The following is an 18,626-nucleotide window of genomic DNA, read 5'->3' on the forward strand; positions in this document are numbered from 1 at the left end:
CGGCGGATTCACTCCGGCAGGCAGATGACCTGCACCCGTTGGACGAGGTTGTTGCCGAAGCCGCCGCGGTTCCACGGCTGGGTGGTCGGCTGGGTGTGGCCCTCGGCGTCGGTGGCGCGGGGGGTGAGGACGTGGTGGCCGGGGGTGGCGGTCCAGGTGGTGTGCCAGTGGCGCCAGGACCAGGGGTGGGCGGGGTCGGGTGGGGCGAGGTCGGTGGGGTGCCAGGTGGTGGCGTCGTCGTAGGCGAGGTCGACCCTGGTGACGGGGGCCATGCCGGACCAGGCGCGGCCCTCCAGGTGGACGGGGCCGGGGCGGACGACACGGGTGCGGGACATGAAATCGGGGAAGCCCGGCGGGGCGAGGAGCGCGCGGGGGGCGATGCGGGTGACCGGGGCTCCGGGGTCGTCGGCGCCGATGCGGTAGCGGTAGGCGGTGGTCTGCTGGAAGCCGGTGAAGGGGGTGACGGTGAGGGTGATGTCGCGGAGCCACTTCACATGCGCCATGCCGTACCAGCCGGGGACCACCAGGCGGACGGGGAAGCCGTGTTGGGGCGGCAGCGGGGTCTGGTTCATGGCGTAGGCGACGAGTACTTCGGGGTCGGCGGCGGTGGCGACGGCGAGCGGCAGGCTCCGCCGGTAGTCCTGTTCGGTGCCGCGCTCGATGCCGTGGTCGGCGCCGGTGAAGACCACGTCGACGGTGTCGTCGGCCGGCCCGGCCCCGGCCAGCAGGGTGCGCAGCGGTACGCCCGTCCACTCCGCGGTGCCGACCGCCTCGTCCAGCCAGGGCTGGCTCACCGGCCGCGGGGAGAGCCGGGCCCGGCCGTTGCCCGCGCACTCCATCGTCACGCGGTGGGTGACCGCGGGGAGCGACCGCAGGGTGGGCAGGTCGAGGGTCAGCGGCGTGCGGACGCGGCCGCGTACGGTCAGCCGCCAGGTTTCGGGGTCGACGGCGGGGATGTCGTAGTGGACGAGGACGTAGTGCAGCCCGGCGGGGGTGACGGCGTAGCGCAGCGCCTCCAGCGGCAGGCCGTGGTTGCGGGTGGCGAGGGCGAGTTCGTCCGGGCCGAGGGCCTCGCCGGGGGCGGCCACGCGGCCGGGCGGGCTGAGGGCGGCGAGGGAGGTGTCGCCACGGCCCTCGCCACGGCCCTCGCCGCGGTGTGCAGGGTGCCGGCCCATACCTCCATGGTGCGCGTTCGTCGCGGAATTGCGGGCCCCCGTCACCGGCGGGACGCTGGAGGAAGCAGCGTTGCGGGGGTACGTCCTGCCGTCGGGAGGGCCCGGGCGGCGGGGCGGGTGAGGTGCGAAGAACGGCATCTCATCTCGTCGGAGGAGTCGCCATGGACGGCACGACGTGGGAGCGGATGCGGAGCGCGCTGCGCGGCCCGGTCATCGGCCCCCAGGACCAGGACTATCCCGAGGCCCGCACGGTCTACAACGCCATGATCCATCGCCGTCCGGCGGCGGTGGTGCGGTGCTCGGACGCGGCGGATGTGATGGCGGCGGTCGATTTCCTCCGTGACCACGGGCTGGAGGCGGCCGTACGCGGCGGCGGGCACAGCGGCGCCGGGCTGTGCGTCCAGGACGATGCCGTCACGATCGATCTGACGCCGATGCGGTGGGTGCGCGTCGATCCCAAGGCGAGGACCGCACGGGTCGGCGGCGGCACCCTGCTCGGCGACGTCGACCACGCGGCGCACGCCTTCGGCCTGGGGATTCCGTCCGGCATCGTGTCGACGACGGGCGTCGGGGGCCTCGCCCTCGGCGGCGGGCACGGCCATCTCACCCGCAAGTACGGCCTGACGGTGGACAGTCTGGTGGGCGCGGATGTCGTGCTGGCGGACGGCAGTTTCGTCACGGCGAGCGTGACCGAGCACCCGGATCTCTTCTGGGCGCTGCGCGGCGGGGGCGGGAACTTCGGGGTCGTGACGTCGTTCAACTTCCAGCTGCATCCGGTGCACACGGTGGGTGTCGGCGTGACCTTGTGGCCCGTCGACCAGGCCCGCGAGGTGCTGGAGTGGTACCGGGAATTCCTTCCCGCGGCGTCCGAGGACCTGAGCGGTTTCTTCGCGCAGCTGGTCGTGCCGCCCGCGCCGCCGTTCCCGGAGGACATCCACGGGCACAAGATGTGCGGGGTGGTGTGGTGCTGGACCGGCGATCTGGCGGCGGTGGAGACGGCGCTCGCGCCGCCCGACGGGCCCGGGGCGCCCACCTTCCACTTCGCGGCGCCGATGCCCTACCCGGCGTTGCAGGGCATGTTCGACGAGCTGATGCCGCCGGGTCTGCAGTGGTACTGGCGCGGCGCGTTCTTCGACCGGATCACGGACGAGGCCATCGGCGTGCATCTGAAGTACGGGGAGAACCTCCCGACGGACCTGTCGACGATGCACCTCTACCCGGTCAACGGCGCCGCGGCGCGGGTCGGCAAGGACGACACCGCCTGGGCCTACCGGGACGCCGTATGGTCCGGCGTCATCGCGGGCATCGACCCCGACCCGGACAACGCCGAGGCCATCAAGCAGTGGTCGGTCGACTACTGGGAAGAGCTGCATCCGCATTCGATGGGCGGGGCGTATGTGAACTTCATGGGGACGGGGGAGGGGCAGGACCGGGTCCGGGCCACCTACCGGGATCACTACGGCCGGCTGGCGGCGGTGAAGCGGACGTACGACCCGGACAACTTCTTCCGCGCCAACCAGAATGTGCTGCCGTCGGATTATTAGGGCCGGTCGGGGACCGTGAGGGGCTGTCTCAGGACCGTTCCGGGTGCACGGAGTCGAGCAGGGCGACGCACCGTCCCAACAGGCTGACGAGCGAGGCCCGTTCCTCGTCCGTGAATTCGGCGGCCAGCGCCCGCTCCACCCGCACCGCGCGTGCGTCGGCGTTCTCCATGACGGTCCGGCCCTCGTCCGTGAGCCGGGTCTCCAGGACGTTCTTGTGCCATTCGTGCGGCGTGCGCTCGATGAGGCCGCGCTCCTGGAGGTTCTTCAGCACCGTGTTCATGGTCGGCGGCGTCACCCCGCATGCCCGTGCCAGCGCGGCGGCCGAGATGCCCGGGTGCTCGGAGCTGTGCAGCAGGGCGGCGTACTGCGGAACGGTCAGGCCCGCGGGCTTCAGCGCCGCGTTCTTGGCGCCGCTCAGGGCCTGCTCGGCGCGCTTGATGGAGGAGCCGAGGCGCTCGGAGGCAGGCATGGAGGTCACCGCCGCATCGTAACGGCCGGGTGCCGGGCGCCGCCCCTGCCAGTCATGAGGATGCATATGGAGATTAGAGTCTTGACGATCGTTAGAGTTCTAATCTACCTTCGTGTTCATTCGATGACCGGCGGGCGACGTCCGCGGGCATCCGAGAACGGGGAGGCATCCACCCATGTCCCGAGCGATCCCACGCCGCGCCCTGGCCGCGGCCGCCCTGGCCCTGACCGCGCTCGTCGTCCCGCCCGCCGCCATGGCGCAGGCGCGGCCGACGGCGCAGGCACCGGCCCCGCACGCCGCCGTCCCGCACGACGTCCGGGCCCGGATCTCCACCGCGTTCGACCTGCCGGGCGACCGCGTCTACCCCGAGGGCATCGCCGCCGACCCGCGCACCGGCGACCTCTACGTGGGCTCCTACACGACCGGCGCGGTCTACAAGGCCACGCCGGGACACCGCGCCGCCCAGGTCTTCCTGCCGTCCGGCGCCGACGGCCGCACCACCGCGAACGGGCTGAAGGTCGACCGCGCCGGGCGGCTGTGGGTCATCGACTCGACGGCCGGGGTCGCCGTCTACGACCTGCGCGACCGCGGTCTCCTCGCCCGCTTCGACGTCCCCGGTGACGCCGAGTCGTTCGTCAACGACCTGGCGATCACCCCGGACGGCAGCGCCTACCTGACCGACAGCAAGCGGAACGTCATCTACCGCGTCACGCCCGGACAGCTGGCCCGCGCCGCCGCGCACGGCGGGCGCGCCGCGCTGACCACGGCATACGACCTGCGCGGCGCGCTGCCGGCGGACCCGCCCGACGCCGTCAGGCTCAACGGCATCGTGGCCGGCCCCGCCGGGCGCTACCTCCTGACGGTCGACATGACCGCGGGCGCGCTGTACCGCATCGACCTGGCGTCGGGCGCGGTGCGCCAGGTCGCCCTGCACGGCGGGGACGCGCTGCACGGCGACGGCCTGGAGCTGCGCGGCAGCACCCTGTGGATCGTGCACAACACCGCCAACGGCATCAGCCGGTGGCGCCTCGGCGACGACGGCGCCTCGGCCCGCCTGGAGCGCCGGATGTCCGACCCGGCGCTCCAGATCCCGACCACCCTCGTCCGCAGCGGGGGCCGGACGCTCGTGGTCCGCTCCCAGTTCGACAAGGGCGGCCCGATGGGGTCCGGGACACCGCAGACGCCGTTCACCGTGGCGGAAGTGGACGGCATCTGACCGTACGACCGGGCCGGCGGGGCGCGACGCGCGGCGCGCGGCGCCCTGATCGGTCGCGGTGGTGTTGATCTCCCGCCCGGGGCGGGCACGCTAGCGACATGGCCGATATCAACGCAAAGCTCCCGAAAATTCCGGTCGCCTTCGATGGGCGGCTGGGCCCCGTCAGCCACCACCCCGGATTCCGGGACCGCCGCTATCTGGCGCGGCGCAATGCGCTCGCCGCGCTGGCCAGCGAGCATGCGCCGGGGGACGCCTCCCCGCCGGTCACCTACACCGAGGAGGAGCACCGGACCTGGCGCACGGTCCATGCGGCGCTCGGGCCCGCCCACCGGGAGCATGCGTGCCGCGCCGTACTGGAGGCCCGGGAGGACGCGGCGATTCCCGCCGACCGGGTCCCGCAGCACTGGGAGGTGGGCGCGCATCTGCGCTCCCGTACGGGCTTCGACTTCACCCCGGCCGGCGGGTTCGTGCCCAACCGGCGGTTCCTGGGGTCCATGGAGCGCAGCTTCTTCCACGCGGTGCAGTTCGTGCGCCATCCGGCCGTGCCGCTGTACACCCCCGAGCCGGATGTGATCCACGACGTGTTCGGCCACGGGGTGCATCTGGCATCGGAGGAGTTCGCGGTCCTCTACCGGCTGATCGGGCGGGCCGCCGGGCAGGCCCGCACCGCGGCGGCCCTGGACCTGCTCAGCCGGGTGTACTGGTTCACCCTCGAGGTCGGGGTGATGGCGGAGGGCGGCGGGGTCAAGGCGTACGGTGCGGCGCTGCTGTCCTCGTACGCGGAGATCACCCAGCTGGCGCGGAACGAGATCCGGGAGCTGAACATCCGGGACATGGTGCGGACGCCGTACGACGTCACCGGGTACCAACCGGTGCTCTTCAGCGCCCGGTCGATGCGGCATCTGACCGATGTGCTGGGCCCGTTCTGCGAGGAGTTCGACGACGAGGCGGGGGCCCGGCTGGGCGTGACGGCGGAGCCGCCCGGAACGGCACGCCGACTGTAGGGGGCACGGGTGTGAAGGCTCCAGGCGGCGGCCCGCGGGGAACGTCAGGGCCGCTGGGTGAGTTCCCTCAGCTCCGTGCCGTCCGGGAGGGCGAGGACGCCGAGCGATCGGCCGCCGACGAGGTTGTGCTCGGCCTTGGGGGAGAGGTCGAGTTCGCCGAGCAGGGTGACGCCGAGGAACAGGGCCATCCACAGAACGGTCCAGAGGGCCAGGCTCCAGCGCACCCGGCGGCGGGCCTTCGTCCAGGCGGTGCGGGTCGCCGGATGGTCGAACGCGGCCTCGCCCGGCGGGAGTTGCCGTCCCCCGGACTTCTCCCCGGCCGCGCGCCGGGCCTTCTCCCGGGCCGCCGCGATCCGGGCCTCGTCCACCGGTCCTGCTCATCCCAGCCTTTACTCATACATTAAACTGCCGCCGACCGGCGCCGTGAAACAATGCCTGTTCTGTCCCGCATGTGCGGTAATTCGCTTCGCCTGTCGTGACGGAGGGGCAAGTGCGTGGGGGCATTCCAAGGCCGATGTGGATCAGTCGGGCGGATTCGTCGCATCGGTGCCCGACATGCTCAAGGAAGAGCCTGTCGGGAATTTCGCCAAGGTTCGCGCCAAGGCCCGTGCGAAGGCCGGTATTGAGGGCGTGGCCGCGGCAATTGCGGCCGATGTCGGTGAAATGGTGAGGGGAATTCGGCTGTGAACGAACCGTTCAATGGTGCGCCGGCCGAGCCCGAACCGCTTTTCTGGTACGCGCTTCCGGACGGATATCGGCGGGTGGACCTCGACCCCTCACCCGAGGGGCTCGAAGCGGTCGCCCGGCAGATACGGGAACTGCCCGGGGAAGTCGGCGACCACGCCGATGGGCTGCTGCGGCTTTTCGCCGTCGTCCAGCTGAAGTTGCGGAAACACGAGGTGCTGGACTCCGGGTTCCGGGTGCGCCTGGATGCGGAGGGCGCGGGCGCGGGCGTGCTGTCCGTCGTCACGGTCTCCCGGCTCCCGATGCCCGGTGTGAACCCCGGGGCCGTGCTCACCAAGATGCTGGCCGGTTCCACCGCGGACGGCGCCGACGAGGGCATGCGGCCGGTGGAACTGCCCATCGGCACCGGCTTCCTGGTCGAATCGGAGCGGACGGCGGGGCCGCCGGACCCGCCCTCCGACGGCCCGGACGACCCGGACGACCCGGAAGCCGCGGTCTGGCAGGGGCTGGTGGCCGTCCCGGACAGCGCCTCGTCGTCGGTGATCACCGTGCAGTTGGCGACCGGGGCGGTGGAACTCGCCGACGACCACCGCGAGGTACTGCTCGGCACCGCCCGCACGCTGTCGCTGACCGATCCCGAGGCGGACGGCGAGGAGTCCGCCGCCGGGGCGGACGGCGGCGGCACGGAGACGGTGCGGAGCGTCTTCGGCTGAGCACGCGAAGCGCGCGACGGAGGTGACGGTTTCCCCGGCGGATAGCATCAGAAGCAGGTCACGACCCCACCAAAGGCGCCGATCATGGATTCAGCTGCCGCGGCACCGCCACCGAACGCCGGCATCAGCCTGCGCCAGCTGCTGATGTCCCTGGGCGAGCCCCTGGTGGAGCTGCAGGCCGCGCCCGCCGGGCTGGACGTGGAGATCCGCAGCGTCGCGCTGCTCGACCCCGAGGACCCGCCGGCCGCCCGTCCCGGTGCGCTGGTCCTGGCCATCGGCGCGCGCGGCCGCGCCGCGCTCCCCGCGCTGCGGGCCGGCGGACGCGACGGGGCCGCCGCCGTCGCCGTGAAGCTGGCCGCCCCCGGACAGGCCGCCGCCCTCACCGAGACCGCCGTCGAGGCGGGGGTGGCGCTGCTCTCCGTACGGGCCGAGGCGCGCTGGGAGCAGGTGGACGCCCTGGCCCGCGCGGCGCTGGAGGACGTGCCGCAGGGGCGCAACGGCGAGGGCCGCGAGGAAGGGGACCTCTTCGCGCTGGCGCAGACCACCGCCGTCCTCACCGGGGGGATCGTCAGCATCGAGGACACCGCCAACCGCGTCCTGGCCTACTCCCGCTCCGCCGACTCCGACGAGGTCGACGATCTGCGGCGGCTGTCCATCCTGGGCTGGCACGGCCCGGAGCCATATCTGGCGCAGCTGCGGAAATGGGGCGTCTTCCAGCGGCTGCGCGCCTCGGACGAGGTGATCGCCATCGACAGCCATCCCGAACTGGGCATCCGCCGCCGGCTCGCGGTGGCCATCCGGTCCGGGGAACGGCAGCTGGGCACCATCTGGGTGCAGGAGGGTTCGGCGGCGCTGTCCGAGCACGCGGACCAGGCGCTGCTGGGTGCCGCCCGGGTCGCCGCGCTGCATCTCGTACGCCGCCGCCGGGAGCTCTCCGCCGACCTGGTGCTGACCCGGACGCTGACCGCCGGGCTCCTGGAAGGCAGCACCGGCCCCCAGCCGCTGGCGAACCATCTGGGGCTGGACGTGGCCCGCCCGGCGGCCGTCCTCGGCTTCGCGTACGGGGCCGCCGAGGCCACCGCGTCCGCCTCCGAGCTGACCCGCGCCGAGGTCGGCAATCTGATCTCGGTGCACACCGCCGCCCGGCACCGCAGCGCCCTGGTCGCCCAGGTCGACGGGCGCATCTATGTGCTGCTGCCGCAGCTGCCCCGCAGTATCGACCTGGGGACGCTGCGCGGCTGGGGCCAGGAGATCAGCGAGGCCGCGCGCCGCCATCTGGGGCTGGCGCTGCGCGGCTCGGTCGGCTGCATCGTGCCGGGCCTGGGGGACGTTCCCGAGTCGCGCCGGGAGGCGGACCGGATCCTGGACGCCATGGTGCGGGTCGGCGTCGCCACCACCGTCGCCGCGCTGCCGGACATCCAGGCGGAGGTGCTGGTCAGCGAACTGCTGGCGCTGCTGACCGCGCATCCCGACCTGCGCGACCCCCGGCTGACCGCCCTGGTGGCGCACGACAGCCGAGGCCAGGGCCGGCTGGCCGAGTCCGTCCTCGCGTATCTGAACGCCTTCGGGGACGTCCGGGAGGCCGCCGCCGGGCTGCATGTGCACCCCAATACGCTGCGCTACCGGATCCGCCGGTCGGAGGAGCTGACCGGGCTGGATCTGAGCCGCCCGGACCAGCGGCTGCTGGCGATGCTGCAGCTGCGGCTGCCGCCCGCGGTCTGAACCGGTCCCGTCCGGGCCGCTCCCGCCGGGCCGTCCCGTCCCGTCCGGGCCGCCCGCGGCCGTCCTTGAATCCGCAACTGCCCTAAAATGAGTGGTAAGTCCCCTCGGTGGCCTGCGGGCCGAGGGGTGGGTGACGGGCTGGCGATGATGACCTCACGGAACGCCCCGCCGGGCGGGGCCGGCCAGGCGTGCGACATAGCGAACGCCGCCACGGCCGAACTGGACGCGCGGGGCCGGGTGGTGGCCTGGACCCGGGCGGCCGAGCGGCTGCTCGGCTATCCCGCCGCGGAGATCCTCGACCACCCGGCGGCGGAGCTGCTGGCGGTGCCCGGGGACGCGGCGCGGGTGGCCGCCGTCGCCCAGTGGTGCCGCAGCGGCGACGGCTGGGGCGGCTCGGTCGCGGCGCGCCACCGGGACGGCCGGGAGGTCCAGCTCGCGGTGCAGGTCACGCCCGTCGTCGACGGCGCCGCCGCGGCCCCGGAGCACGAGCGGTGGTCGGTGCTCGCCCTGGAGGAGTGGCGGCTGCCCGGCGGCGGGGTCAACCAGCTGATGCTGGAGCCGTTTCTGGCGCATGCGCCGGTCGGCATGGCCGTACTCGACACCGACCTGCGCTACGTCTGGGTCAACGACGTACTGGAGCGGCTGATCCCCCTCGAACGGCGGCTGGGGCACACCGTGCACGAGGTCCTGCCGAAGCTGGAGGCCGAGGCGTTCGCGGAGCGGATGCGGCACGTCCTGGGGACCGGTTCCCCGGTGCTGGACTACGAGTTCCGCAGCCCCACCTACGCCGACCCCGACCAGGAGCGCGCCTACTCCGCCTCCTTCTTCGTCCTGGCGAACCCCCAGGGCCGCCGCGTCGGCCTCTGGTACATGGTCATCGACGTCACCGAACGCTGGCGCGCCCAGGAACGCCTGGCCCTGCTCAACGACGCCAGCGCCCGCATCGGCAGCACGCTCGACATCACCCGCACCGCGCAGGAACTCACCGATGTCGCCGTGCCGCCGCTCGCCGACTTCGCCGCCGTGGACCTGCTCGACTCCGTCATCGGAGGCGAGGAGCCGGTCCCCGGGCCGGTCGACGGTACGCCCACGCTGCGCCGCTCCGGGCAGCAGTCCGTCCACGAAGGCTGCCCGGAGGCGGCGCTCGCCGTCGGTGAGGCCGCCCAGCGCGCCCCCTCGTCGCTGATCGCCCGCTGTCTGCGCTCGGGCGAGCCCCTGGTCGAAGCGGCCCTGGACTTCGACAAGAGCGGCTGGGTCACCGAGACGCCGGAGCGGGCCGCCATCATCCGGGCCTTCGGCTACCGCTCCGTGATGGTGGCGCCCATCCGGGCCCGCGGCATCACGCTCGGCGCGGCCACCTTCGTCCGCTCGCGGCGCCTGGGCCCGTTCGTCGCGGACGACGTACGGCTCGCCGAGGAGCTGGTCGCCCGCGCCGCGGTCTGCGTCGACAACGCGCGCCGCTACACCCGCGAGCGCGCCGCGGCCCGCCTCATGCAGCGCACTCTGCTGCCCCACGAGCTGACCGGCGGCTCCGCCCTGGAGGTGGCGTCCTGGTACTTCCCGGCGGACGCCCCCAGCGGCGTGGGCGGCGACTGGTTCGATGTCATCCCGCTCTCCGGCGCCCGGGTCGCCCTGGTCGTCGGGGACGTCGTCGGACACGGCATCCACGCCGCGGCCACCATGGGCCGGCTGCGCACCGCCGTCCGTACCCTCGCCAACCTGGACCTGCCGCCCGACGAACTGCTGGCCCGGCTGGACGACCTGGTCATCGGCCTGGTGGAGACGCGCGGCACGGACGCGGACGTGGCGGCGGAGAACGCCAGCGTGGCCGCCACCTTCACGGGCGCCACCTGCCTGTACGCCGTGTACGACCCGGTCAGCCGGAAGTGCACCATGGCCCGCGCCGGACACCTCCCGCCCGCGGTCGTCGGCCCCGACGGCACCGTCGACTTCCCCGAGCTGCCCGCCGGACCGCCGCTCGGCCTGGGCGCGATGCCCTTCGAATCCGTGGAGCGGGAACTGGCCGAGGGCAGTCTGATCACGCTCTTCACCGACGGCCTCATCGAGGCCTGCGACCAGGACATCGGCGTCGGACTGTCCCGGCTGCGCGAGGCCCTCGCGGCACCCGGCCGGACGCTGGAGGAGACCGGCGGGAGGGTCGTCAAAGCCCTGCTGACCGGCCCGCCGTCCGACGACGCGGCCCTCCTGCTCGCCCGTACCCGCGCCCTGGGCGCCCACCAGGTCGCCTCCTGGGACCTGCCCGCCGACCCGGCCGTGGTCGCCGGCGCCCGGACGCTCGCCGGCCGGAAGCTGACGGACTGGGGCATGGCCGACCTCGTCTTCACCACGGAGCTGATCGTCAGCGAACTGCTCACCAACGCCATCCGCCACGCCACCGGACCCCTCACCCTGCGCCTGATCCGGCAGGACGTACTGATCTGCGAGGTCTTCGACGCCGCCAGCACCTCGCCGCGGCTGCGCCACGCCCGGACCACGGACGAGGGCGGCCGCGGGCTGTTCATCGTGGCGCAGCTCAGCCGGCGGTGGGGGACGCGGTACACGCCCACCGGGAAGACCATCTGGACCGAGCAAATGGTGACCGGGCCGGCCGCAGGTGCCCCCGGCGCCGCGCCCTGACCCCGAATCCCGGCCGCATTCATCCGGCGTTCCGCTGCCCGCCCCGCGGCGGTCGGCCACCGCTGCTGTGCTGGGCGGACGGCGGCGGGACACCGGGCCGGAGCGTGTACGGAGGGGTCACGGGCCCGGACGCTCCGGTACGGCATTGGCCGACCGCACAGCCATCGAGGGCGAATTTGTCGGGCCGCACAAATACGTGGCCGGGCACCGCCGCATACGCTTGCGCAAATCCCATCCGGACGTGATGCGGCTCACCCCTCACCAGGAGTAACGAGCCACGGCGTGGCCGCGCGGTAGGCGCTTCCCCACCCACGCAGGCATCAGAGGACCGCGGCCCGTGCTGCCGCGGCCGCTATGCGTCAGGGCCGCGATCGCCACCTGCCAACCCAGGCCCTTTCGCGCGTCCGGATGTCCGAGCAGCCACCGAGAACACCTGTCGAGCAGCCCGCTACCGAGGCGATCCCCGCAGTCACCCCGTGCATGACCCCTCAACTCTCCATGGATGTCACGATGACTACACCTCCCCCCGGCCCCGTGGCCGCGCCGCCCGCTCCGCCCGGTGACGGCCAGGCTCCGCAGCACTCAGGCCTGCAGTCGGGCCTCAAGAACCGCCATCTGTCCATGATCGCCGTCGGCGGGGTCATCGGCGCCGGTCTGTTCGTGGGCTCCGCCTCCGGCATCAAGGCGGCTGGCCCCGGCATCCTCCTCTCGTACGCCCTGGTCGGCGCGCTCGTCGTCTTCGTGATGCGGATGCTCGGCGAGATGGCCGCCGCCAACCCGACGTCCGGCTCCTTCTCCGCCTACGCGGACCGGGCGCTCGGCCGCTGGGCGGGCTTCTCCATCGGCTGGCTGTACTGGTTCTTCTGGGTCGTCGTCCTCGCCGTGGAGGCGACGGCCGGCGCCGCCATCCTCACGAGCTGGGTCCCGGCCGTCCCGCAGTGGGCCTGGGCGCTGATTGTGATGGTCGTCCTGACCGCCACCAACCTCGCCTCGGTGGCCTCGTTCGGCGAGTTCGAGTTCTGGTTCGCGGGCATCAAGGTCGTCGCCATCGCGGCGTTCATCGTCCTCGGCGGTCTGGCGATCTTCGGAGTCCTGCCCGGCTCCGAGAACGCCGCCACCGGCTTCGCCAACCTCACCTCGCACGGCGGCTTCCTGCCCAACGGGCCCAGCGCGATCCTCACCGGCGTCCTGATGGTCGTCTTCTCCTTCATGGGCAGCGAGATCGTCACCCTCGCCGCCGGTGAGTCCGAGGACCCGCAGCGCGCGGTCACCAAGGCCACCAAGAGCGTCATCTGGCGGGTCGGCATCTTCTACCTCGGCTCGATCCTGGTCGTCGTCTCCCTCCTCCCGTGGAACGACCCCTCGATCGTCAAGAAGGGCTCCTACGTCGCCGCGCTCGACTCGATCGGCATCCCGCACGCCGGCCAGATCATGAACGTCATCGTGCTGACCGCCGTGCTCTCCTGCCTCAACTCCGGCCTCTACACCGCGTCCCGGATGGCCTTCTCCCTCGGCCAGCGCGGCGACGCGCCGAAGGCCTTCGCCCGGACGAACTCCCGGGGTGTGCCGCAGGCCGCGATCGTGGCCTCCGTCGTCTTCGGCTTCATCGCGGTCGGCTTCAACTACGTGTGGCCGGACACCGTCTTCCAGTTCCTGCTGAACTCCTCGGGTGCGGTCGCGCTCTTCGTCTGGCTGGTCATCTGCTTCTCGCAGCTGCGGATGCGCGGCATCATCCTGCGCGAGAACCCGGACAAGCTCGTCGTCCGCATGTGGCTCTTCCCGTACCTCACCTGGGCCACCATCGCGATGATCACGTTCGTGCTGGCGTACATGCTCACCGACGACAGCGACGGCGGCGGCCGGATCCAGGTCCTGCTGTCCGTGCTGCTGGCCGTGGTGGTCGTCGGCATCTCCCTGGTCCGCGACCGGCTCGGCCGCACCGGGACCTCCACCGGAAAGACATCCGTCACCTCTCGTTAACCGAACGTGCTGTACGGGCGGCGGTGTGCATGGCACGCTGCCGCCCGTACAGCTGTTTTCATCCCAACCCCTCGTCTACCCGGCGCGACGTCCCCACCGCACACGCCCCAACCCGGAAGGCCGCTCGCGAAGAATGCCTGCCTTCATAAGACGCCGCCGCAAAGGCAACACGCCCCGCCTGGCCCCCGAGCTCGACGACCGCGACCTGGGCAAGGTCCGGCGGCGCGTCCGGACCTGCTGGGACCGCGGTTCGCTGGACACGGCCGTCATGGCCCTGCTGTCGCAGGTGATCGACGACGCCGGCCAGGACTGGGACCGCAAGGCCCACCGCCTGGAGGTGCTGGCCGCCACCGCGGGGCGGGCACTGCCCGGCATCTGGCGCGAGCACAAGCCCCGTGACCAGGGCGCACTGCTGCTCCATGCCTGGTCCGAACTCTTCCAGGCCCGGCAGCAGGGCTCCATCGGCGATCTGGGCGAGGTACGCGAGACCTGCCGGCTGGCCGCCGAGCTGCTGCCCGCCGACCCCATCCCGTGGACCCTCCACCTGGCCACGCTCCGCCTGGAGCGGCGCCCCACCCGGGAACTGTCGCCCATCTGGCGAGAGATCAAGGCCCGCGACCCCTGGAACCGGGAGGCCCACCTCCAGGCCCTGGGCTATCTGTCGCCGGAGGAGTGCGGCTCCAGCGTCCTGGTCCTGGACCTGCTCGACGGTCTGCGCGCCGAGATGCCGCCGAACGCCCCCGCCGCCGCCCTGGAACTCACCGCCATGGTCCGCAACCACCAGCGCGCCGTCGCCGTCGGCGGCCTGATGGCCCTCGGTGCCGCGGAGATCTGGCGCCGCCCCGACGCGGCCAAGGCCCTCGACCAGGCGGCCCTGGACTGGACCACCCCGGGGTTCCTCACCCACGCGGCCGCGGTGGCCGATCTCAACCTGCTGGCCTACGCGTTGCTCAAATCCACCCGTCATGCCGAGGCGGCGACCGCGCTGCGTGCCACCGAAGGCGTGGCCACCCCCTGGCCGTGGAGCGCGGACGGGGATCCGCTGGAGCGGTTCGCGCACTTCTACCAGCGGCACTGCGGGGAGTGAGCCGCGTCGGCCACTGGAGCATGACGCTTCGTCATATCTCTTTGCTTCAGGGGCCGATCGGCCACAGGTGTGTGTACGGGCGGGCGGGAGCGGCCTCGGGTCCCGCCGCCCGTCCATGGCCGAGATGATCTGACGCTGCGCCATATGACGCACCGTCAACATGCCCTGGAAACCGGCCGGAAGGGCTTCGCGGAAGTCCCCGCGGGAGGGCCGGGATGCGGGATGCGGTGAAGCCCGCCGGAGGGGTTCGGGCGGCGGGCGGGCTTCCCGATGGCCGCATCGGGGGGTGGCTGCCCGTCAGCTCTCCGTAATCGACGAGGACTGTGGGCCCGTCGCGTGGATCCTCAACTCCCTTTCCTCATAGGCCTGTTGGGCGCAGGAAGCGCCCCTCCGAGTCGCGACGCCGCACCCACTCCCCAGTGACGCTATGTGCCCAACTGGGGCCAATGCGTACTATTTCCGATTTGCGTGAATTTTCACGCAAGAGTGCTTGTTGTCCGGAACAGGTAGACGTAGCCTCGAAAGTGTCGTGGTCAGACACCACGATCAGGCATACGGAAACAACAGGAGGCGATTATGAGCTTCCGGATCCTGCACAGGCGCCGGCACGGTGGGTGCTGGGGCGACGGCTGGTATGGCGGCCGTGGATATGGCTACGGCGGCTACGGCGGCTACGGCGGCTACGGCGGGTTCGGCCGCGGATTCGGCCGCGGCGGCTTCGGCCGTGGCGGTGGATTCGGCCGCGGCGGCGGACGCGGATTCCGCTGATCAGCTGACCGACCAGGTGTCCTGACGAGATGTCCTGAGATCGAGGCGGGCTCGCGCACAGCGCGGGTCCGCCTCGTGTCATGGGGGCCGACGCCCGCTTCCGGGCAGCGCCCCGAACCGTCCTCGACCGAGGGTTTGGCCTGGTAGCCATGCACTTTCACAGCTCGCGTCAGCGCGCGGTCCGCCCCGACAGCCCGTCCCTCGGGCCGGACGGGGCCGCTGCGGCAGGGCCGTACGACCCCGGGCCCGCTGGGCCGAACGGCCCAGCCCCCGCGGGGCCGGACGGCCCACGGTCACGCTCACTGGACCAGGGCCTGCTGACGGAGCGGCAGTACGCGTATCCCCAGCACTTCCGCGCCAAGGAGGCGTTCCGGCGCTTCTGGCCCCTGACCAAGGGGGACCGGCGCTGGCTGGTCTTCGTCGGACTGTCCGCGGTCGTGGCGGCCTTCGCCGAGACCGCGGCGATCCTCCTCTTCGCCCAACTCACCGACCACGCCCTGCAGAAAGGGTCGGTGAGCGCCTTTTGGGGGCCCGCCGCCAAATGGCTCGCGGTGGCCGTCATCGGCGCCATAGTGGGCTACCTGGGCAATTCCCTCGGCGCCTGGACCGCCGAACGCTTCGTGGTACGCCTGCGGGCCCGGGTCTTCTCGCACCTGCAGAAGCTGCCGCCGCACTTCTTCCAGCGCAACCGGCGCGGTGACCTGGTGGAGCGGCTGACGGGCGATGTGGACGCCATCGAACAGCTGGTGGTCACCGGCCTGGTCCAGGCGACGACGGCCCTGTTCGGCATCCTGTTCTACGGCGGGGCTGCCCTGCTCCTGCGCTGGGACCTGGCCCTGGTCACCTTCGTCCTGGCGCCGCTGTTCTGGATCATCACCCGCCGCTTCACCGGCCGTCTGCAAACGGTGGCACGCCGTGAACGCCGGGCGGACGGCGCCATCACCTCGGTCGTCGAGGAGAACCTGGTGAACGTCGTACTGACCCAGGCGTACAACCGCCAGCACGACGAGGAGGAGCGGCTGCGGCGCGAGACGGGCACCTGGTTCCGGGCGTCGGTGGTCAGCGCACGGCTCAACAACTTCTACACGCAGCTGCTGGAGGTCCTGGAGACCATCTGCGTCCTGGCGATCATCGGCCTGGGCGCCTGGGAGATCTCCGCCGGGCGGATGACGCTCGGGCAGCTGCTGGCCTTCGCCGCCTTCATCGGCTACCTCTACCCGCCGATCCGCAACCTCGGCCAGCTCGGCCTGACGCTGACCGCCGCGACCGCGGGTTCCGACCGCCTGCTGGAGATCCTCGACGCCCGCCCCGCCGTCGCCGACCCGCCCCCCTCCGAGGTCATACCGGCCCCGGCCCGCGCCAGGGGCGAGGTGGAGGCGCGCGATGTCACCTTCCGTTACCCGGGCAGCCCCGTCGCCGCCCTCCAGGACTTCTCCTTCTCCGCGGTCCCCGGGGAGCTGCTGGTCATCACCGGCCCCAGCGGCGCGGGCAAGTCGACCCTGGCTGCCCTGCTGCTGCGGTTCTACGACCCGGACCTCGGCAGCATCCGGCTGGACGACATCCCCGTGAACCGGCTGCCCCTCGCCCAGGTCCGCCGGAACATCACGTTGCTGCCCCAGGAGACCCTCGTCCTGCACGACACCGTGGAGGAGAACATCGCCTCCGGACGGCTCAACGCCACCCACCAGGATGTGGTGGACGCCGCCCGCGCGGCCGACGCCGACGGCTTCATCTCCGCCCTCCCTGACGGCTACGAGACCGTCATCGCGCCCGGCACCTCCCGGCTCTCCGGAGGCCAGCTGCAGCGCGTCGCGATCGCCCGCGCCATGCTGCGCGACGCCCCCGTGCTGCTCCTGGACGAGCCCACCACCGGCCTGGACCATCTGGCCGCGCAGCGCATCCTCGGGCCGCTGCACCGCCTGGCCGAGGGCCGCACCACCATCGTGATCACCCACGATCTGGCCCTCGCCGCCGGCGCCGACCGCGTCCTCGTTCTGGACGAGGGCCGCCTGGTCCAGTCGGGCACCCACGCCCAGCTCCTCGACCAGGGCGGTCTGTACGCCACCCTCCTCGAGGCCCGTCCCACCGGACGGAACGGCACGGTGCACCCGCGCGTGAGCCCGGCTGCCCCCTCCGGGTCGCCCGGCGGCCCGCTGCGGTAGGCCGGTCCGCCCCTCCCCCGAAAGAGCCAGGACGGCATCCCGATGACGGGGGACCGTCATTCCCCCAGGACAGCGATGTGCCCGCCCCCGGCCGACTGTGAGCATGGGCCCGTGCCGCGCACCGGGCCGAGCGACGCGCCGTCGTCAACTCCCGGGGCGGCCCGACGGATTCGCATCGGAACCGAGGAGGGGGAACGTGAGGCCGCAGCCGGCACCGCACCCAGAAGGCCGCACGACACCGGGCAACAGAATCGGTGCCGCGCTATGGATTTTCGCCGCCGTGCAGATCATGGCCGTCCAACTGGCCGTGGGCGCCGCCTGGCGCACGCCCTACAGCTGGGTCCGCCACAACATCAGCGATCTGGGCAACGTCCACTGTCAGATCTGGGACGTCTCCCGCCCGCGCTACGTGTGCTCGCCGCTGCACGACCTCATGAACACGTCCTTCGTCGTCCACGGTGTGCTGCTGCTGGCCGGCGCCCTGTTGACCGGCGCCTGCTGGGGCCGGGGCGGGGTGTCCGTGACCGCCCGGATCATGTTCCTGCTCAATGCGGCGGCATGGGTCCTCGTGGGCTTCGTCCCCGCCGATGCCGACGAGAACCTCCACGTACTGGGCGCAATGATCATCATGGGCGTGGGGAACCTCGGGCTCCTCCTCGCCGGATTCCTCCCGCGCGGCTCCCGGCTCGGCAGGCTGCGGCCCGCAACGCTGGTGATCGCCGTGCTGGCGCTGACCGCCGCGGCGATGTTCTTCGGCCAGTACGACCCCGGCATCGGGATGGGCACCTTGGAACGGGTCGCCGCCTTCGGGACGGATGCCTGGGTCCTGGCAGCGGCCCTCGCCGTACTCCGGGGCGGGGACCGGCCGGCCGACGGCGCGGCCCAAGGCCGTGCCCCCTCCCTTCCGGAACCGCAGCACACCGGCGGATACCCGCGGTGACCGGGCCGATGTCCCGGTCAGCCCTGCACTTCGCGCACCCAGGCGCGCAGTCCCGCCAGGAACCCGGCCCGTTCGTCCGGTGAGAGACCGTCCAGGGCGCGCAGCAGCGGTTCGGTGCGGCGGGCGGCGAATTCCTCGAACGCGGGGCGGAACTCCTCGGCCAGCGACACCAGGATCCGGCGGCGGTTCGCCGGGTCCTCGGCGCGTTCCACGATGCCGGCCCGGCTCAGCCCGCCGACCAGTTCGCTGGCGGTGGGCAGCGACACCTGAAGCCGCCGGGCGATCTCGCCGACCGTCAGCGGCGCGCCGGCCAGCAGCTGCGGCAGTACGGCGCCGTGGCGTGGCGTCAGCCCGTGCGACTCCATCGCGGTGCGCAGCGGCTCCGGCATGAGGTCCCGTACGACGGCGCCGCGGAAATGCGGCGCCAACAGGGGGACCAGGCCGACGACTTGGATGTCCTCGGGGGTCGGTACCCGGGGCGTCGTCCCGGCGTCGGGGGTGTGGTGCATACTGCGAGTGTAGATG

At 72.5% G+C, this 18,626-nt stretch carries 16 protein-coding genes; 12 read left to right on the forward strand and 4 right to left on the reverse strand.

Annotated elements, in window-relative coordinates; all coding sequences use genetic code 11:
• Nucleotides 1-8: 8 nt before the first annotated feature.
• Nucleotides 9-1,175: a sulfite oxidase gene (locus AC5677_RS21025; RefSeq protein WP_497189466.1), complete on the reverse strand. Its 1,167-nt coding sequence runs from the start codon at nucleotides 1,173-1,175 to the stop codon at nucleotides 9-11.
• Between the two features lie 161 nt (nucleotides 1,176-1,336).
• On the opposite strand from AC5677_RS21025, the gene AC5677_RS21030 reads away from it, so the two are divergent.
• A complete protein-coding gene (locus AC5677_RS21030; protein ID WP_497189467.1) occupies nucleotides 1,337-2,719 on the forward strand; it encodes an FAD-binding oxidoreductase in 1,383 nt (460 codons plus the stop codon).
• 28 nt (nucleotides 2,720-2,747) lie between these two features.
• Here AC5677_RS21030 and AC5677_RS21035 read toward each other — a convergent pair whose 3' ends face one another.
• On the reverse strand, nucleotides 2,748-3,188 hold the full coding sequence (locus AC5677_RS21035; RefSeq protein WP_497196703.1) for a MarR family winged helix-turn-helix transcriptional regulator: 441 nt from the start codon (nucleotides 3,186-3,188) through the stop codon (nucleotides 2,748-2,750).
• Between the two features lie 175 nt (nucleotides 3,189-3,363).
• On the opposite strand from AC5677_RS21035, the gene AC5677_RS21040 reads away from it, so the two are divergent.
• Both AC5677_RS21040 and AC5677_RS21045 read left to right on the forward strand, forming a co-directional pair.
• Complete coding sequence (locus AC5677_RS21040; RefSeq protein WP_497189468.1) at nucleotides 3,364-4,404, forward strand: SMP-30/gluconolactonase/LRE family protein; 1,041 nt, start codon at nucleotides 3,364-3,366, stop codon at nucleotides 4,402-4,404.
• Nucleotides 4,405-4,502: 98 nt separating this feature from the next.
• A complete protein-coding gene (locus AC5677_RS21045) occupies nucleotides 4,503-5,408 on the forward strand; it encodes a phenylalanine 4-monooxygenase (protein WP_497189469.1) in 906 nt (301 codons plus the stop codon).
• Nucleotides 5,409-5,452: 44 nt separating this feature from the next.
• On the opposite strand, the gene AC5677_RS21050 is transcribed toward AC5677_RS21045, so the two are convergent.
• A complete protein-coding gene (locus AC5677_RS21050) occupies nucleotides 5,453-5,776 on the reverse strand; it encodes a hypothetical protein (protein ID WP_497189470.1) in 324 nt (107 codons plus the stop codon).
• A 148-nt stretch (nucleotides 5,777-5,924) separates the two neighbouring features.
• Between AC5677_RS21050 and AC5677_RS21055 the strand changes: the two genes are divergently transcribed.
• The 9 genes from AC5677_RS21055 to AC5677_RS21095 all read left to right on the forward strand — a co-directional run bounded on the left by AC5677_RS21055 (nucleotide 5,925) and on the right by AC5677_RS21095 (nucleotide 18,101).
• Complete coding sequence (locus AC5677_RS21055; protein ID WP_497189471.1) at nucleotides 5,925-6,095, forward strand: hypothetical protein; 171 nt, start codon at nucleotides 5,925-5,927, stop codon at nucleotides 6,093-6,095.
• A complete protein-coding gene (locus AC5677_RS21060; RefSeq protein WP_497189472.1) occupies nucleotides 6,092-6,805 on the forward strand; it encodes a hypothetical protein in 714 nt (237 codons plus the stop codon). The genes AC5677_RS21055 and AC5677_RS21060 overlap by 4 nt, the downstream gene beginning before the upstream one ends.
• 84 nt (nucleotides 6,806-6,889) lie before the next feature.
• On the forward strand, nucleotides 6,890-8,527 hold the full coding sequence (locus AC5677_RS21065) for a PucR family transcriptional regulator (protein WP_497189473.1): 1,638 nt from the start codon (nucleotides 6,890-6,892) through the stop codon (nucleotides 8,525-8,527).
• Nucleotides 8,528-8,671: 144 nt separating this feature from the next.
• Nucleotides 8,672-11,164 (forward strand): SpoIIE family protein phosphatase, encoded by a 2,493-nt coding sequence (locus tag AC5677_RS21070; RefSeq protein ID WP_497189474.1) that lies wholly within the window; start codon nucleotides 8,672-8,674, stop codon nucleotides 11,162-11,164.
• 510 nt (nucleotides 11,165-11,674) lie between these two features.
• Nucleotides 11,675-13,144, forward strand: a complete 1,470-nt coding sequence (locus AC5677_RS21075; RefSeq protein ID WP_497189475.1) for an amino acid permease — start codon at nucleotides 11,675-11,677, stop codon at nucleotides 13,142-13,144.
• Between the two features lie 133 nt (nucleotides 13,145-13,277).
• Nucleotides 13,278-14,231: a hypothetical protein gene (locus AC5677_RS21080; protein WP_497189476.1), complete on the forward strand. Its 954-nt coding sequence runs from the start codon at nucleotides 13,278-13,280 to the stop codon at nucleotides 14,229-14,231.
• A gap of 576 nt (nucleotides 14,232-14,807) precedes the next feature.
• Entirely contained in the window at nucleotides 14,808-14,999 is a 192-nt protein-coding gene (locus tag AC5677_RS21085) for a hypothetical protein (RefSeq protein ID WP_497189477.1), read from the forward strand.
• A gap of 149 nt (nucleotides 15,000-15,148) precedes the next feature.
• Nucleotides 15,149-17,161 carry an ABC transporter ATP-binding protein gene (locus AC5677_RS21090; protein ID WP_497189478.1) on the forward strand — a complete coding sequence of 671 codons (2,013 nt, stop codon included), beginning with the start codon at nucleotides 15,149-15,151 and terminating at the stop codon, nucleotides 17,159-17,161.
• A gap of 280 nt (nucleotides 17,162-17,441) precedes the next feature.
• On the forward strand, nucleotides 17,442-18,101 hold the full coding sequence (locus AC5677_RS21095) for a DUF998 domain-containing protein (protein ID WP_497189479.1): 660 nt from the start codon (nucleotides 17,442-17,444) through the stop codon (nucleotides 18,099-18,101).
• A 17-nt stretch (nucleotides 18,102-18,118) separates the two neighbouring features.
• Here the strand turns inward: AC5677_RS21095 and AC5677_RS21100 are convergent, their stop codons facing one another.
• The gene (locus AC5677_RS21100; RefSeq protein ID WP_497189480.1) at nucleotides 18,119-18,610 is read right to left on the reverse strand and encodes a MarR family winged helix-turn-helix transcriptional regulator; all 492 of its coding nucleotides are present in this window, start codon (nucleotides 18,608-18,610) and stop codon (nucleotides 18,119-18,121) included.
• Between the last annotated feature and the right edge of the window lie 16 nt (nucleotides 18,611-18,626).

The organism is Streptomyces sp. JLSY215 (assembly GCF_059682825.1).

Bases quoted from the DNA above. Each gene is read 5' to 3' on its own strand.
- AC5677_RS21025 (WP_497189466.1), bottom strand. From the start codon at position 1,175: ATGGGCCGGCACCCTGCACACCGCGGCGAGGGCCGTGGCGAGGGCCGT.
- AC5677_RS21030 (WP_497189467.1), top strand. From the start codon at position 1,337: ATGGACGGCACGACGTGGGAGCGGATGCGGAGCGCGCTGCGCGGCCCG.
- AC5677_RS21035 (WP_497196703.1), bottom strand. From the start codon at position 3,188: ATGCCTGCCTCCGAGCGCCTCGGCTCCTCCATCAAGCGCGCCGAGCAG.
- AC5677_RS21040 (WP_497189468.1), top strand. From the start codon at position 3,364: ATGTCCCGAGCGATCCCACGCCGCGCCCTGGCCGCGGCCGCCCTGGCC.
- AC5677_RS21045 (WP_497189469.1), top strand. From the start codon at position 4,503: ATGGCCGATATCAACGCAAAGCTCCCGAAAATTCCGGTCGCCTTCGAT.
- AC5677_RS21065 (WP_497189473.1), top strand. From the start codon at position 6,890: ATGGATTCAGCTGCCGCGGCACCGCCACCGAACGCCGGCATCAGCCTG.
- AC5677_RS21070 (WP_497189474.1), top strand. From the start codon at position 8,672: ATGATGACCTCACGGAACGCCCCGCCGGGCGGGGCCGGCCAGGCGTGC.
- AC5677_RS21075 (WP_497189475.1), top strand. From the start codon at position 11,675: ATGACTACACCTCCCCCCGGCCCCGTGGCCGCGCCGCCCGCTCCGCCC.
- AC5677_RS21080 (WP_497189476.1), top strand. From the start codon at position 13,278: ATGCCTGCCTTCATAAGACGCCGCCGCAAAGGCAACACGCCCCGCCTG.
- AC5677_RS21085 (WP_497189477.1), top strand. From the start codon at position 14,808: ATGAGCTTCCGGATCCTGCACAGGCGCCGGCACGGTGGGTGCTGGGGC.
- AC5677_RS21090 (WP_497189478.1), top strand. From the start codon at position 15,149: ATGCACTTTCACAGCTCGCGTCAGCGCGCGGTCCGCCCCGACAGCCCG.
- AC5677_RS21100 (WP_497189480.1), bottom strand. From the start codon at position 18,610: ATGCACCACACCCCCGACGCCGGGACGACGCCCCGGGTACCGACCCCC.